The organism is Pseudomonas sp. TE36184, assembly GCF_054060055.1.
The window spans coordinates 2,011,694-2,025,953 of record NZ_JBSSCU010000001.1; the positions used below are offsets into that span (position 1 = coordinate 2,011,694).

Genomic DNA, 14,260 nt, shown 5'->3' on the forward strand with positions numbered 1-14,260 from the left:
CCACGCATCATGACGTCATCCTCGCCACCGTCCTTGCGCGCCGTGGAAGTCGCCAACTTCGACGCCCTGCTCGACCGTCTCAGCGCCGAACTGGCCGGCAGCGCTAAGCTTTTCGACGAGAGCGGCGCCTTCCCCCACGCCAACTTCAAACGGCTGCATGAACACGGCCTGCTCGCCCTCACCGTGCCCAAGGCCCTCGGTGGCGGCGGCGCCAGCCTGGCCCAGGCACGCAAAGCCATCAGCGCGATTGCCAAGGGCGAACCCTCTACCGCGCTGATCCTGGTGATGCAGTACCTGCAACACACGCGCCTGCAAGACAGCAAAACCTGGCCCGCGCACCTGCGTGTAAAAGTCGCCGAAGACGCGGTACGCCACGGTGCGTTGATCAACGCGCTGCGCGTCGAGCCGGACCTCGGCACCCCCGCCCGCGGCGGCCTGCCGGCGACCACCGCGGTGCGCAGCCCTGAAGGCTGGCGCATCAGCGGGCGCAAGCTCTACTCCACCGGCAGCCACGGCCTGAGCTGGTTCAGCGTGTGGGCGCGCAGTGACGATGCCGACCCGCTGGTAGGCGCCTGGCTGGTCCCCAAAAACAGCCCCGGCATAAGCATCATCGACAGCTGGGACCACCTGGGCATGCGAGCTACCTGTAGCCATGACGTGGTGTTCGACAACGTGCTGGTGCCGCTCGACCACGCCGTCAGCGTCAGCCCCTGGAGCGCACCGCAGCCGGAACTGGATGCCGAGGGGTTGCTGTGGATGTCAGTGCTGCTGTCGTCGGTGTATGACGCCGTGGCCCAGGCCGCGCGCGATTGGCTGGTGAACTGGCTGCAAACGCGCCAGCCGTCCAACCTCGGCGCCGCGCTGGCGACATTGCCGCGTTTCCAGGAAACCGTCGGGCATATCGACACCCTGCTGTTTGCCAACCGCAGCCTGCTCGACGCCGCCGCCGAAGGGCATACCCCGGCCGGCAATGCGGCGCAGTTGAAGTACCTGGTGACCGGCAACGCGATCCGCGCCGTGGAGCTGGCGATCGAAGCCTCGGGCAACCCCGGCCTGTCCCGCCACAGCCCGCTGCAGCGCCACTACCGCGACGTGTTGTGCAGCCGCGTCCACACCCCGCAGAACGATGCCGTGCTGCAAGGCGTCGGCAAGGCGGCCTTCGCCCAACGGCAGAAGGAACGCACATGAGCAAGGGCACCACCCTGAGCTTCCTCGTCTGAGGTGCGCTCGGCCAACGCCTGACTCGGTTAAAAAATGTGGCAGGGCCTTGTGTCGGCTGGCCAATCTCATTTGATGCGGTAGTGAAAGGTATTGCGCACCGCCGGCACCGCTACCGCCTTGCCGTCAACGATCCTCGGCTGGTAGCGGAAGGTATTCGCCGCCGCCAATGAAGGCCGGATAAACAGCGGGTGACAGCCGTCCAGCACCTTGGGGTTTTCCACGCGACCCAGGGAGTTGACGGTGTACTCCACCGAGCAATCGCCTTCGATGTTTTTGTCCAGGGCGCGTTCGGGGTACTGCGGTGCTTCTTTGCTCAGCGGCAAGTATTGGCGACTGTCGAACGCCGGGGCTGGAGCAGGTGTGGCAACCCGCGCGGTTTCAGCGGCCAGCCGCGCCTGGTTCAGCCGTTGTTGCTCCAGCTCGCGGTTGTGCTGTTCGGTGGCCTGGCGTTCCTGTTGCTGTTCAAGGCGCTTTTGCTCGACGCGCTTACGCGCCAGGGCCGCTTTCTCCAGTTTTTGCGCCTGGATCTGCGGGTCGAGGGTGGGTTTCACCGGCGTCGGCACCGCCACGGGCTCCGGCGGTGGCGGCGCCACCGCCAGCGCTTCAGGCAGCGGTTCAGCCACGGGGGCCGGGGCCGGCGGCAGCATCACCAGTTGCGTATGCATCACCTGCGGCGCTTGCACCATCGGCTTCTGCGGTGACCAGCCCAACATCAGCCCGGCCACCACACCCACATGCAGCGCAACGGCCAGGCTCGCCGCCAAGCCTTTGCGCCACCACCCGCTGCAATCCCGAGGCGCCATCACCAGGCTCGGACTGTGCATGATCATCGCCGTCATTGCGGGGCCTCGGTCACCAGCCCCAGGTGGCTGACGCCGCCCTTTTGCAACACCGCCATCGCCGCGACCACGCGCCCATACCCGGCGTCTTCGTCAGCGCGGATATAGACCTGGGTGTCACTGCGCGCCGCCACCACTTGCATGACCTTGGCGCCCATGTCCTCCAGGCTCACGGCGCTGTCGGTCTGGTGCTGCGTGTCCAGCTCGTCGCCGAGGTTCCAGTAGTAACTGCCGTCGGCCTTTACCGACAGCGTGAGGATCTGCTGGCGGGTGTCGGTGGCCAGCGCCTCGGCGGCGACCTTGGGCAGGTCGATCTTCACGCCCTGGGTCAGCATCGGTGCGGTGACCATAAAGATCACCAACAGCACCAGCATCACATCGATATAGGGCACCACGTTCATCTCGGCCTTGGGCCCGTGCTTGCGTTGCGGCCTGGTTAACATGGGCTTGCTCCTGTTCAGGCGGCCGTGGCCAGGTGGGTCGGCATGCCGCTCAGGCTGCGATGCAGGCGCACTTGCAGTTCATTGCCGAAGGCGTAGTAGCGGGTGAGCAGCGTCTGGCTGCGCGCCGAAAAGCGGTTGTAGGCGATCACCGCCGGGATGGCGGCAAACAGGCCGATGGCCGTGGCGATCAAGGCTTCGGCGATGCCCGGCGCCACCGTGGACAGCGTGGCCTGTTGCACCTGGGACAAGCCGAGAAAGGAATTCATGATGCCCCACACCGTGCCGAACAGGCCGATGTACGGGCTGACCGAACCCACAGTGGCGAGAAACTGCAGGCCCTTTTCCAACTCGATTTCCTGCGCGGTGATCGCCACCTGCAAGGCGCGCTCCACCCCTTCGAGCACCGCCGGATCGTGGCTGTGCAGGTGCTGGTATTCCTCGACCCCGGCGATAAAGATCGGCGCCACGCCGCCCTCGCCCGCCTGCACGGTGTCGCGGTACAGCGCCTGCAGGTCCGGAGCCGCGCGAAAGCGCGGCAAAAACCCGTTCAACTGGCGCTCCAGGCGCCGCAGCACACTGCCGCGCTGGAGAATCAAGTACCAACTGAGCAAGGACGCCAACAGCAGCGTGACCATCACCGCCTTGACCAACAGGCTGGCGTCGCTGATCAACCCCAAGATCGTCATATGTTCCATCGTCGCGTGCATGGTGGTGAACTCCTATTCGATTAAAAAGTGATGACCGGGTGATGACGGCTTACGGCAATTTCAGCGCGCGGGTCACATCGCGCCAGGGCACGAACTTGAAGTTCTGGGTTTGCTCGGGCATGCGCTTGCGCCCGTCCTGCACCACCAGCATGCCTTGGCTCCACGGCCCGCCGAGGTTGACGGCGGTGACTTCGAGGCCATCGGTTTCCGACGCCCCATCGATCCCGGCCTCAGCGTTCAAACCGACGCGAAAGGCGCCGTGGGCGGCGAACGGCGGTTCGGCATCCACCACCAGGTAGCTGTCATTGCCTTGGCTGGAGATCACCAGGTAATCGCGCGCGCCGCTCTGGTACAGCGCCAGGCCCTCGACATCCGCGTGCAGTTGCGCGCCGACCTTGATCACGCTGGTCAACGTCGCCGGCTGATCGGCTCGGGCGTCCACCGCCCAGACGCCGACATCTTCTTCACCGATGAACAGGCGCTGACGCTGGTCATCGGCGACGCAGCCTTCGGGTTGGCTGTCGACCTTGAACTGGCGCACCAACTCGCCCTGCACGCGGCCAGCCGGCGCGCTCAAACGGTATTGCAGGAAGGTGCCGTCCTTGCCGTTGGCGATCGCGTACAGTTCACCGCTGGCCGGCTGGAACAGACAGATGCCGTAGATTTCCTTGAGCGGCGTCGGCACTTCGCCGGCTTCGCGCAACTCGCCGCTCTGACGGTCGATGCTGAACAGGCTCAGGCTGTTGTGATCGCGATTGCTCGCCACGGCGAGGTCGACGGTCTGTTGGCCGAGCTTGAAGTTGGGGCGGACATCGACGTTGTTCAGGCGCCCCACCGCCAGCTCCTGCAACAGCTTGCCGTCGAGGTCGTAGGCCAGCAGGCCTTGTTTTTTGTTGGTGCCGAGCACGCGGCTCTGCGCCGGTCGTTGCGGGTGAATCCAGATCGCCGGGTCGTCCGCCGCATCGCCTTGGCGCCCGACCGGGTCGGTCTGGCGCTGGGCGGCGACTTCCGGCAGCACCGGCAGCGGCGCGACGGGCGTAGCCTGCCACGTCAACTCGGCCTGATAGAGGTTGCCGCTGTCGTCGTCGCGCAGCAACAGTTGCCGGCCTTTGATTGCCAGGTTTTCCGCCTCCTTCACACCCGGCAGGTGCAGGCTCGGCTGGGCCACCCAGCGCTCGCCGTCCTGCTGGAACAGCTGCAGTTGCGCGGTCTTCGGATCAAGCGCGACCAGCCCACCCGGCACCAGCGCCATGGCCCCGGCGGCGCGCCCGGGATTGTCGAACAGCGCCACCGGCGTGCGTTTCACCTCGGCTTCCGGGTGCGCCGGGTAGGCCCACCAGCCGACGTTTTCTTCGTTCACCACCAGTTGATGGGTCGCATCGTCCACCTGGCAGAACTGCGCCGACGGCGGCAGCGGCACGCCGCGCACACGCTGGGGTCGGGCCAGCAACGTCGGACCATTGCCCACCAGCCATTGCTCGCCCTTGCCCTCTTCGCCCACCAGGAACACAAACAGGTTGGCCGCCGAGTCGCGATACAGGCACACGCCGTTGACCGGATAGTCGCGGGTCGGCAGGTACAGCGGCGCGCCCCAGCGTTTGCCGGCGCTATCCAGGCTGATCAGCATGGCCTGCTGGCGTTGGTTATCCAGGGTCGCCACCAGCACCTGGGCACCGGCGGCACGGCTGTCGAGGCTGCTGAAGTTGCCCTTGAAACGCGCCAGTTCGGCGCCTTTTTCGTCGAGCAGCAACAGGCCGTCGCGGGTGCTGGCGGCCAGGCGTTCGGGGCCGTTGGGCAGGAAGGCCAGCGCCTCGGCGTTCAGGTTCGGCGCCCAACGCGTCAGGGCCAGGTCGGCGGCCAGCGCATGGCCGCAGGTGGCCAGGGCCATCAGCAGGTATAGCTTGGAAAATCTCATGAACAGGCAAATCCTTCGAAAACGATGAACAACCCATGTGGGAGGGGGTTTGCTCCCGATGGCAGTGGTTCGGCTGATAAATCCGGCGACTGACACACCGCTATCGGGAGCAAGTCCCCTCCCACACTCGGGTCGAGGTGGTGGTTAGAAATGGGTGAAGGTCAGGCCGAGCTTGTAGGTCGGGCCGTACTCTTCGTACTGGCCGTTGTAGCTGCGGTGGCCGGTGTAGACGAAGTACGACTCGTCGGTGAGGTTCTGCGCCTCGAAGCTGACTTGCAGGTTCTTGGTCAGCGAGTAGCGTGCGCTGAAGTCGACAAAAGTCTGTGCGTCGACGTGCAGGTCGTGGGCCTTGTCGTTGATCGAGGCCAACTCATACAGGTAGGCCGATTTGTAGTTGGCCGACACGCGCAGGCTGAGCTTGTCGTTTTCCCAGCCGAGCATCAGGTTGCCGACAGTGTCCGACTGGTTGGGCAAGCTGATGTTGCGTGTGCGGTTGCCGCCGCTGGCCGCGTCGAAGCCTTCGATATCGGCGCTGGAGCGGCTGAACGTGGTGTTGGCACCGACCAACAGGCCGTTCCACGGCGCGGGCAGCCAGTCGAACTTTTGTGAGTAGGCCAGTTCCAGGCCATAGAGCTTGGCGCTGTCGCCGTTGGCGTAGGTGTGGGCCTCGGCGAAGTTGGTCCAGGCGCCGGTGCCGGCCACGTCGGTGTTGTAGACAAAGTGCTTGATGTCTTTGTAGAACACGAACGCCGACACAGTGCCTGCGCGGCCCATGAAGTGCTCGATGCCCAGGTCGAGGTTGCTCGACTCCAGGGGCTTGAGGTCCGGGTTGCCGAAGGTGGCTTCGTCATCGTCGATCACGAACCCCGGCGCCAGTTGGCCAAAGGTCGGGCGCACCACGGACTTGGTCCAGGCCGCGCGCACCTGGGTGTTCTTGTCGATCTGGTAACGCGCATGCAGGCCCGGCAACCAATGGTGATAACGCCGCTTGGTCTCGGTGGCGCTGAACTGGCCGTCGGTGGCGCCGGTGCCTTTGGCTTCGAACTCGGTGCCTTCGTAGCGCATGCCCGCGATGAAACGCCAGTCGTCGATGTCGATGGTGTTCATCAGGTAGCCGGCGTTGATGTCCTCGCGGATGGTGAAGTCGTTGACCCGGGATTCGGTCTCGTCATAGAAGTCATCACGGTTGAGGCTGCCGATCAGCTGCTTGATACTCCCCGCGCTGATACCCGGGCCGTAATTGCCGAGACGGTAGTCGACGCTGCCCTTCTGGAACCGGGTGAGGTTGAGTTGTTCGTCGGTGAAGCCCAGGTCGTCGAAGTTCTTGTAGACCCAGGCTTCCAGGTCGTTGTCCTTGTGCCGACGGCTGACCTTGCCGCCGAACTTGACCTGGGACGCGTAGCCGCTCAGGTCGTAGTCGCGGGCCAGGTCCAGGCGCAGGTTTTTCTCGGTGTCTTGGGTGTTCTGTTTTTCCCAGTCGACCTTGTCCAGGGTGAAGTTGCTCGCGTCGTAGAAGCCGGCGCCGACGATCGGACGCGGTTTGTCTTTGTCGTAGAAGCCGCTGTCGGCAAAGTCGCCGCCATCGAAGGTGGCGCCGGCGATATGCGCCGGGCTGTCTTCGCTGGATTGGCTGTAGCCGGCCTGGCCGCTGAGGGTCCACAGGCCGAGCATGCGTTCGCCGCCGAACACGTAGGACTGGATTTCCTGGGTTTCCTCACGGTTCTTCAACTTGCGCTTGCCCTCGGCCACACCCAGCTCGCCAGGGGCCTGGGGGTCGGCAAATTCGAGGCTGGCGGCGTTGCGGGTCTCGGTGTCGGTGTAGCGGCTGTAGAGGGTGCGCAGGTAGTAGCTGCTGAGGTCATCGGGCTTGTAGTCGAAGTTCAGGCCACCGCCAGCGCGTTCGCGGCTGATGTCGTAGTCACGCTGTTCGAACTTGTTGAGTTTGGCCCCCTGGCTGAAGTCCCAGGCGCCGCCGGTTTCGACGTTGTCCGAGCCGAAGTCGCGCTCCTGCCAGCTCAGGGCCGCGGCGACGCCGAAGTTGTCGATACCATCGCCGAGGCTGAAGCGGTTGCTCGCCGCGCCGGAGAATTTCGGGCTGGTCTGGCGTGTGTTCTTGTCGTAGCTGGCCTCGGTGCTGCCGGTGTAGAACAGGCCTTTGTGATCGAACGCCGACAGGCTCTTCACATCGACGGTGCCGCCGAGGGAGTTGGCGTCCATGTCCGGGGTCAGGGTCTTGATCACCGACAGCGACTGCACCAGCTCGGAGGGCAGTACATCGAGGGCCACGGCGCGACGTTCGCTTTCGGGCGACGGCACCAGGGTGCCGTTGATGGTCACGCTGTTGAGGTCCGGGCCGAGGCCGCGCACGCTGACGAACCGCCCTTCGCCCTGGTCGCGCTCGACGCTGATGCCGGGCAGGCGCTGCGCGGCTTCGGCAACGTTTTCGTCCGGCAACTGCGCCACGCCGTCGGCGTGCACCACGCTCTTGATGCTGTCGGAGGAGCGCTGTTCCTTGAGCGCCTGGTCGATGGCGGCCGCCTGGCCGACCACGTCGACGTGCTCGGTGTGGGTGGCGTCGGCGGCCTGGAGCCGCTCGCTGGCCATCGCCAGGGCCAAGGCGGTGAGCGTAAAGCTGACGAGCCCGGTGCGCTTGTACATGAAGTCCTCCCCAAGAGTCCGTTGGCGCCAGGCAAGAGGCCCGGCAACTGGGAGGGCACGCTAGGGCCGGGGGATGACGGTTCTGTGACAGGGGTTGGCCGCAAGGCCCGTAAACCGGGAGTTTTGCCTGGTTCTCAACGTGGAATGAGCCGAAATGACCTCTGGAGGTCAACGGTGGGAGGGGGCTTGCCCCCGATAGCGGTGGGTCAGTCAATAGATAAGCCATCTGGCACACCGCAATCGGGGGCAAGCCCCCTCCCACCGTTGGTTTTCATCGCGTGTGGGGTGAGCTGATTCGACCCTCCCCCCTCGTCATCCAACCGTCACATCCATCTGCTGTGCTGGCGCCCATCGCTCATTCGCCAGAGGACTCGCGGCCATGTTTTGCGTGCTCAAACCCCACCGCTGGAAACTCGCCCCTGCTGCTGCTCGCGGCCAATCTTGGGCTGATCCTGCACCTGGCCTGCGGCGAGCTCAAAAGCGTCAGCGAGTGGGTATGGCTGGATATCATCGGCGAAGGCGGCTCCGCCCTGCTCGCCCTGGTATGGCTGGGCCTGGTGCTGAAAAGCCGCCCCGCCGGGCGCGTCACCAATTACCTGGCACTGGGCCTGTCGTGCATCTTTTTCTCCTGGTGGATCGACAGCCTCGACGAATTCATTCGCCTGCCTGCCAGCATCACCTGGGATCACTGGCTGGAGTCCGGGCCGATGCCGGTGGGCATGATCCTGCTGACCCTGGGTATCTACCACTGGCACCGCGAACAACTGGCGATCAGCGCGCAAATGGAGAAGCGCGAGCGGCTGTTTCGCGAGCACCGGCTGTTCGACACACTCACGCCTCTGGGCGGCGCCGATTACCTCAAGCGCCAACTGGCCGACAGCCTGCAAGACAGCCGCGACCAGCAACAACCGCTGTCGCTGCTGGCTCTGGACCTGGACAATTTCACTGCGATCAACCAGGCCTACGGCCACGCCGAGGGCGATGCGGTATTGCAGGCCCTCAGCCATGTGCTACTGCTCAATCTGCGCCGCCAGGACTTACTCTGCCGCCTGGCCGGCGACCGCTTTGTGGTGGTGTTGCCCAACACCGGCGAGCGCCAGGCCCAGGCGTTGGCGCTGGAGTTGGAGCAAGCGGTGCGCAGCCTGGCGCACAAGACGCGACAACACGGCGAGCGCCTGCAACTGGCGGCGAGCACGGCCGTGGTGATGGCCCTGGACGAGCCGCCCCAGGACTTGCTCAAGCGCCTGAACCTGACGCTCGCCCGCGCCAAACAACCGCTTGCGAAAAGCGCCTGAGATGGCCGTGAAAACCCGTTGGTATGAGGCCGACAGCCGCTTCATCCCAGGGCATTACCAACCCGCCGCGTTGATCGACCTGGCCTTGTCCCGCGACATCGACAGCCATCGCCTGTTGCGCGGCACCGGGCTGTTCCACGAGGACATCCTCGCCGGTACAGCGCAACTGAGCCCGCAGCAGTTTCTCGGATTGATCGGCAACAGCCGGCGCCTGCTCGCAGCCGATGAGAGCAGCTTCCTGTTTGGCCAACGCCTGCTGCCCGGCTATTACGGCGCCGCCAGCCATGCCCTGGGCCACGCGCAGAACCTGGATCAGGCGCTGGAGATCCTGATCCAGCAACAGGTGCTGCTCAGCCCGCTGGTGACGCTGCAATTGGAGCGGGATGAACACCATGCCTACCTGTACTGGCGGGACAGCTGCGGCGCCGGCGAACACTGGCGGTTCCTGCTGGAAGCCAGCATGACCTCGCTGGTCGCCATGAGCCGCTGGCTCAGCGGCCAGCGCCTGCCGTGGCAATGCAGCTTCAGCCATGGCGAGCCGCATTACGTCGAACAATACTGGGTTCACCTGGGCGAACACACGCGCTTCGCGCGCCCGCTGGACATGATGTGCATCCCGCGCGAATACCTGGTCATGGCCTGGCCCGGCGCGTCGGCCAAGTCGCGCGCCAGCAGGCCCGCGAGCAGATCGAACAGCTCGGTTTTGCCGACAGTTTTCTCGATTGCCTCTACGACTACCTGCGCGAACAGGTGCGCCAGCCGCCCAGCCTGGAACAGGCGGCCCAGGCGTTCGCCATGAGCCCGGCGACCCTCAAGCGCAAACTGCACAAGCACGACACCGGCTTTCAGCAGCAGGTGGATCGGGTGCGCAAGCACGTCGCGTTGCACCTGTATCAGGTCAAGGGGTTCAGCAACGATGAAGTGGCCGCGTACCTGAACTTCAACGATGCGGCGAACTTCCGGCGTTCGTTCAAGCGCTGGACAGGCACCACGCCGAACCTGATCCGTCAGCTGTTCAACAGCCGTTAGCCAGGCGCTCGCGCAGGAACTCCACCAGCGCCTGCACCGGCCTCGAACTCTGCCGGTGCTGCGGGTACACCGCCGACAGCGTCAGGGCCTCGGGGGCGAAGTCTTGCAACAGCGTCACCAGGCGCCCGTCCGCCAAGGCATCGGCGACGATAAAGGTCGGCAGGTAGGTGACGCCCAACCCGGCGATGGCGGCGTCGCGCAGCAACTCGCCATTATTGACGCGCATGCGCCCGCTGACGTTCAGCGACTGCGGCTTGCCTTTGCTCTGGAACCGCCATTGCACCTGGCGGCCGTGGCCGTAGGGCAGGCAATCGTGGTCGGTCAGGTCGTCGGGTTTCTGCGGTGTGCCACGCAACGCAAGGTACTCGGGGCTGGCGCAGTACACACGCTGCACGCTGGCGATACGCCGGGCGATCAGGGTGGAGTCTTCGAGGATGCCGATGCGCAACACCAGATCGTAGCCTTCGCCGATCAAGTCCACTGGGCGGTCGCTCAGATCGACTTCCACCGACACCTGCGGATAGCGCTGCAAAAACAGCGGCAGCAGGCAACCCAGGTGGGCCATGGCAAACGACAACGGCGCACTCAGGCGAATGGTGCCGCGCGGTTCGCTGTTCTGCCCGGCGATGCCCTGCTCCACTTGCTCGACTTCGCTGAGCAGGCGCAAGGCCGATTCGTAGTAACTCTGCCCCAGGGGCGTGACATCCAGGCGGCGGGTCGAGCGGTTGAGCAGGCGCACGCCGAGGCGGTCTTCGAGTTGGATCAGGCGGCGGCTGACGAATTGCTTGGACAGCCCCAATTGCTCGGCGGCGGCGGTGAAACTGCCGGATTCCATGACCTGGCAAAACAGGCGCATGTCTTCGAAGGGATTCATTGTCGCGTCTCGGTGGACATTTTGCTGATTTATAGCCTGTCAGGTGCTGCACCACAAACCTAATGTGCCAACACAATCAAAAGTGGGAGGGGGCTTGCCCCCGATAGCAATATGTCAGCCACTACATGCATGACTGATCCACCGCTATCGGGGGCAAGCCCCCTCCCACAGGGGATTACCGAGATTCCCGAGGTCGGGTTACTTGGTGGTGAACGCCGAGTAGCTGTTCATCAGGTTGCGGTAGTTGGGAATGCGCGGCGACAGCAGGTTGGCCAGGCCTTCCATGTCGTTGCGCCAGTCAACCTGCAGCTCGCAGGCCACGGAGAACCAGTTCACCAGTTGCGCGCCGGCCGCGGTCATACGGGCCCAGGCAGCCTGTTGCACGGTTTCGTTAAAGGTACCGGAAGCGTCGGTGACCACGAACACCTCAAAGCCTTCGGAGAGAGCGCACAGGGTCGGGAACGCTACGCATACATCCGTCACCACACCGGCAATGATGATCTGCTTGCGGCCGGTGGCCTTCACCGCCTTGACGAAGTCTTCGTTGTCCCAGGCGTTGATCTGGCCAGGGCGCGGGATGTACGGCGCGTCCGGGAACAGTGCTTTGAGCTCGGGCACCAGCGGGCCGTTGGGGCCGCTTTCAAAGCTGGTGGTGAGGATGGTCGGCAGGTTGAAGAACTTCGCCACGTCGGCCAGGGCCAGCACGTTGTTCTTGAATTCGTTGGGGGAGAAATCCTGCACCAGGGAGATCAGGCCGGTCTGGTGATCCACCAACAGCACCACGGCGTCATCTTTGTTCAAGCGCTTGTAAGTCATGGGTTAACTCCTTTGTGGGTTTAGGTATCAGAACGCAAAGCACGAGCAGCCAAACGCACCCCAGAAGCCCTGGAAGTCGCTGACCGGCACGTTGGAAAGACGCGCTTTCTCATGGCCATGAGCATGCACGCCACACGGGCCACTGCAGTGGTGAGCCTGCGCCTGCAGCGGCGAAGCGGGACGCCAGTGCCCCGGCACCTTGACCACCGGCGACCAGTCCGGCAGCACCGGCACGCGCGGCGGTGCGAAATCTTCGAAGTCGCCGGCGCCATACACCACCTTGCCGCCGACCACGGTCAGCACCGACTCGATCCACTTGATGGCCTCTTCATCGACGCTGAAAAAATCCGCCGACAGCGCGGCGACGTCCGCCAACTGGCCGACCTTGATCTGGCCCTTCTTGCCCTGCTCGGACGAGAACCAGGCGCTGCCATGGGTGAACAGCTCCAGCGCGGTCAGGCGCGGCAGGCCTTCGGCGTGCAGCTCCAGGCCGCCCACGGTGCGGCCGCTGACCATCCAGTACAGCGAGGTCCACGGGTTGTAGCTCGACACCCGCGTGGCGTCGGTGCCCGCGCCGACCGGTACACCTTCGGCGAGCATGCGTTTGATCGGCGGCGTGGCTTCGGCGGCCTTGGCGCCGTAGCGCTCGACAAAGTACTCACCCTGGAACGCCATGCGGTCCTGGATCGCAATCCCGCCGCCGAGGGCGCGCACACGCTCGATGTTGTGCGGGGTGATGGTTTCGGCGTGGTCGAAGAACCACGGCAGGCCATTGAACGGGATGTCGCGGTTGACCTTCTCGAACACATCGAGCATGCGCGAGATCGACTCGTTATAGGTGGCGTGCAGGCGGAACGGCCAGCGCTGCTCGACCAGGTGGCGCACCACCGGCTCCAGTTCCTGCTCCATGCTCAGCGGCAGGTCCGGGCGCGGTTCGAGGAAGTCTTCGAAGTCGGCGGCGGAGAACACCAGCATCTCGCCGGCGCCGTTGTGGCGCAGGTAGTCGTCGCCCTGGTGCAGGGTGACGCTGCCGGTCCAGTGCTTGAAGTCGCTGAGTTCTTCCTTGGGCTTCTGCGTGAACAGGTTGTAGGCGATACGTACCGTCAGCTGTTCATCCTTGGCCAGTTGCTCGATCACCGCGTAATCGTCGGGGTAGTTCTGGAAGCCGCCGCCGGCGTCGATCGCACTGGTCAGGCCGAGGCGATTGAGTTCGCGCATGAACTGGCGGGTCGAGTTGACCTGGTATTCCAACGGCAGTTTCGGGCCCTTGGCCAGGGTCGCATACAGGATCATCGCGTTGGGCCGCGCCACCAGCATGCCGGTGGGGTTGCCGTTGCTGTCACGCACGATCTCGCCGCCCGGCGGGTTCGGGGTGTCCTTGGTGTAGCCGGCCACGCGCAGGGCGGCGCGGTTGAGCAAGGCGCGGTCATACAGGTGCAGCACGAACACCGGCGTGTCCGGCGCCGCTTGGTTGAGCTCGTCCAGGGTCGGCATGCGCTTTTCGGCGAACTGGAATTCGTTCCAGCCGCCGACCACGCGCACCCATTGCGGCGTCGGGGTGCGATCGGCCTGGTCCTTGAGCATGCGCAAGGCATCGGCCAGGGACGGCACGCCTTCCCAGCGCAGTTCGAGGTTGTAGTTCAAGCCGCCACGGATCAGGTGCAGGTGCGAGTCGTTGAGGCCGGGGATCACCGTGCGGCCCTTGAGGTCGATGACCTGGGTGCCGCTGCCGCGCAGAGCCATGGCCTCGCCATCGGTGCCCACGGCCACGAAGCGCCCCTGGCGAATGGCGACGGCGGTGGCGCGTGGGTTTTCACGGTCCACGGTGTGGAACTGGCCATTGAACAAAATCAGATCGGCGTTCATAGGGTTTCCTTTACAGAGGCTTCAAGCCAGGGAGCGAACAGGCGGGTAGCCGCCGGCATCAGCACGTACACCACCAGCAACACGATGGTCAGGGTGATCAGGAAGGTGGCGACCACGTAGTTGGACAGGAACGGGTGCAGGCGCAATATCGGGCCCCACACGATCGGTACCAGCAGGGTCAGCGGCAGGATCACGCACAGGGTGACCACGGCCTGTTTCCAGCGCGGCGGTTTGGCGACGCTGTCGGTTTGGGGGGTGAACCAGAACTCGTTGACCGCACCGATTTCGGTGTGGTCGCCGTCGGCCAGCATCGGCGCGGCTTCTTCGATCAGGGTTTTGCGCTCGGGGGAGTCGAGCCAGCGTTGCAGGTCGTCGGTGGAGCGGTAGCGCAACACGCAGGTGAACAGCGACAGGCCGTCGTGTTTACCGCGCACGACGTCGACGCCGAGGTGGCCCGGGCGTTCGCCGGCGATGCGTACTATGCGGCGTAGCCACGCTTCGTAGTTGGCCTCGCTGCCGGATTTGATCCGGTGTTTGACGATCAGGGTGACGACTTCGTCGGAACCGGTTTCAGGTGTTGGGTCCATGGTGTGTTCT

General features: G+C 64.7%; 10 protein-coding genes and 2 pseudogenes. 3 read left to right on the forward strand and 9 right to left on the reverse strand.

The genetic code is table 11. From position 1 onward, the window contains the following. Positions 1-9 precede the first annotated feature (9 nt). Positions 10-1,188 (forward strand): acyl-CoA dehydrogenase family protein, encoded by a 1,179-nt coding sequence (locus ACVWZP_RS08725; RefSeq protein WP_457369676.1) that lies wholly within the window; start codon positions 10-12, stop codon positions 1,186-1,188. Positions 1,189-1,286: 98 nt separating this feature from the next. Here ACVWZP_RS08725 and ACVWZP_RS08730 read toward each other — a convergent pair whose 3' ends face one another. From ACVWZP_RS08730 to ACVWZP_RS08750, 5 genes are all read right to left on the reverse strand, one after another. Then, entirely contained in the window at positions 1,287-2,060 is a 774-nt protein-coding gene (locus tag ACVWZP_RS08730) for an energy transducer TonB (protein WP_046383852.1), read from the reverse strand. Next, positions 2,057-2,503 carry a protein TolR gene (gene tolR / locus ACVWZP_RS08735; protein ID WP_046383853.1) on the reverse strand — a complete coding sequence of 149 codons (447 nt, stop codon included), beginning with the start codon at positions 2,501-2,503 and terminating at the stop codon, positions 2,057-2,059. Before tolR ends, ACVWZP_RS08730 begins: the two co-directional genes overlap by 4 nt. A 14-nt stretch (positions 2,504-2,517) precedes the next feature. After that, positions 2,518-3,210: a protein TolQ gene (gene tolQ, locus ACVWZP_RS08740; protein WP_457369677.1), complete on the reverse strand. Its 693-nt coding sequence runs from the start codon at positions 3,208-3,210 to the stop codon at positions 2,518-2,520. A gap of 49 nt (positions 3,211-3,259) precedes the next feature. Next, the gene (locus ACVWZP_RS08745; RefSeq protein ID WP_256823571.1) at positions 3,260-5,125 is read right to left on the reverse strand and encodes a phytase; all 1,866 of its coding nucleotides are present in this window, start codon (positions 5,123-5,125) and stop codon (positions 3,260-3,262) included. A 144-nt stretch (positions 5,126-5,269) separates the two neighbouring features. Then, positions 5,270-7,783: a TonB-dependent receptor gene (locus tag ACVWZP_RS08750; RefSeq protein WP_457369678.1), complete on the reverse strand. Its 2,514-nt coding sequence runs from the start codon at positions 7,781-7,783 to the stop codon at positions 5,270-5,272. A gap of 379 nt (positions 7,784-8,162) precedes the next feature. Here ACVWZP_RS08750 and ACVWZP_RS08755 point away from each other — a divergent pair. After that, positions 8,163-9,078: pseudogene (locus tag ACVWZP_RS08755) on the forward strand (GGDEF domain-containing protein). 1 nt (position 9,079) lies between these two features. Next, positions 9,080-10,107: pseudogene (locus ACVWZP_RS08760) on the forward strand (AraC family transcriptional regulator ligand-binding domain-containing protein). Here ACVWZP_RS08760 and ACVWZP_RS08765 read toward each other — a convergent pair. The 4 genes from ACVWZP_RS08765 to ACVWZP_RS08780 all read right to left on the reverse strand — a co-directional run bounded on the left by ACVWZP_RS08765 (position 10,094) and on the right by ACVWZP_RS08780 (position 14,250). Next, positions 10,094-10,981, reverse strand: coding sequence for a LysR family transcriptional regulator (locus tag ACVWZP_RS08765; protein WP_046488517.1), 888 nt, complete (start codon positions 10,979-10,981; stop codon positions 10,094-10,096). The pseudogene ACVWZP_RS08760 and the gene ACVWZP_RS08765 overlap by 14 nt on opposite strands. A 198-nt stretch (positions 10,982-11,179) precedes the next feature. Beyond that, on the reverse strand, positions 11,180-11,797 hold the full coding sequence (gene ycaC, locus ACVWZP_RS08770; RefSeq protein ID WP_057004838.1) for an isochorismate family cysteine hydrolase YcaC: 618 nt from the start codon (positions 11,795-11,797) through the stop codon (positions 11,180-11,182). Between the two features lie 27 nt (positions 11,798-11,824). Continuing rightward, positions 11,825-13,663, reverse strand: a complete 1,839-nt coding sequence (locus ACVWZP_RS08775) for an amidohydrolase (RefSeq protein ID WP_079443563.1) — start codon at positions 13,661-13,663, stop codon at positions 11,825-11,827. Then, positions 13,660-14,250 (reverse strand): antibiotic biosynthesis monooxygenase, encoded by a 591-nt coding sequence (locus tag ACVWZP_RS08780; protein ID WP_128192625.1) that lies wholly within the window; start codon positions 14,248-14,250, stop codon positions 13,660-13,662. The genes ACVWZP_RS08775 and ACVWZP_RS08780 overlap by 4 nt, the downstream gene beginning before the upstream one ends. Positions 14,251-14,260 lie beyond the last annotated feature (10 nt).

Coding starts and splice junctions, on each gene's coding strand:
- ACVWZP_RS08725 (WP_457369676.1), top strand. CDS start 10: ATGACGTCATCCTCGCCACCGTCCTTGCGCGCCGTGGAAGTCGCCAAC.
- ACVWZP_RS08730 (WP_046383852.1), bottom strand. CDS start 2,060: ATGACGGCGATGATCATGCACAGTCCGAGCCTGGTGATGGCGCCTCGG.
- tolR (WP_046383853.1), bottom strand. CDS start 2,503: ATGTTAACCAGGCCGCAACGCAAGCACGGGCCCAAGGCCGAGATGAAC.
- tolQ (WP_457369677.1), bottom strand. CDS start 3,210: ATGCACGCGACGATGGAACATATGACGATCTTGGGGTTGATCAGCGAC.
- ACVWZP_RS08745 (WP_256823571.1), bottom strand. CDS start 5,125: ATGAGATTTTCCAAGCTATACCTGCTGATGGCCCTGGCCACCTGCGGC.
- ACVWZP_RS08750 (WP_457369678.1), bottom strand. CDS start 7,783: ATGTACAAGCGCACCGGGCTCGTCAGCTTTACGCTCACCGCCTTGGCC.
- ACVWZP_RS08765 (WP_046488517.1), bottom strand. CDS start 10,981: ATGAATCCCTTCGAAGACATGCGCCTGTTTTGCCAGGTCATGGAATCC.
- ycaC (WP_057004838.1), bottom strand. CDS start 11,797: ATGACTTACAAGCGCTTGAACAAAGATGACGCCGTGGTGCTGTTGGTG.
- ACVWZP_RS08775 (WP_079443563.1), bottom strand. CDS start 13,663: ATGAACGCCGATCTGATTTTGTTCAATGGCCAGTTCCACACCGTGGAC.
- ACVWZP_RS08780 (WP_128192625.1), bottom strand. CDS start 14,250: ATGGACCCAACACCTGAAACCGGTTCCGACGAAGTCGTCACCCTGATC.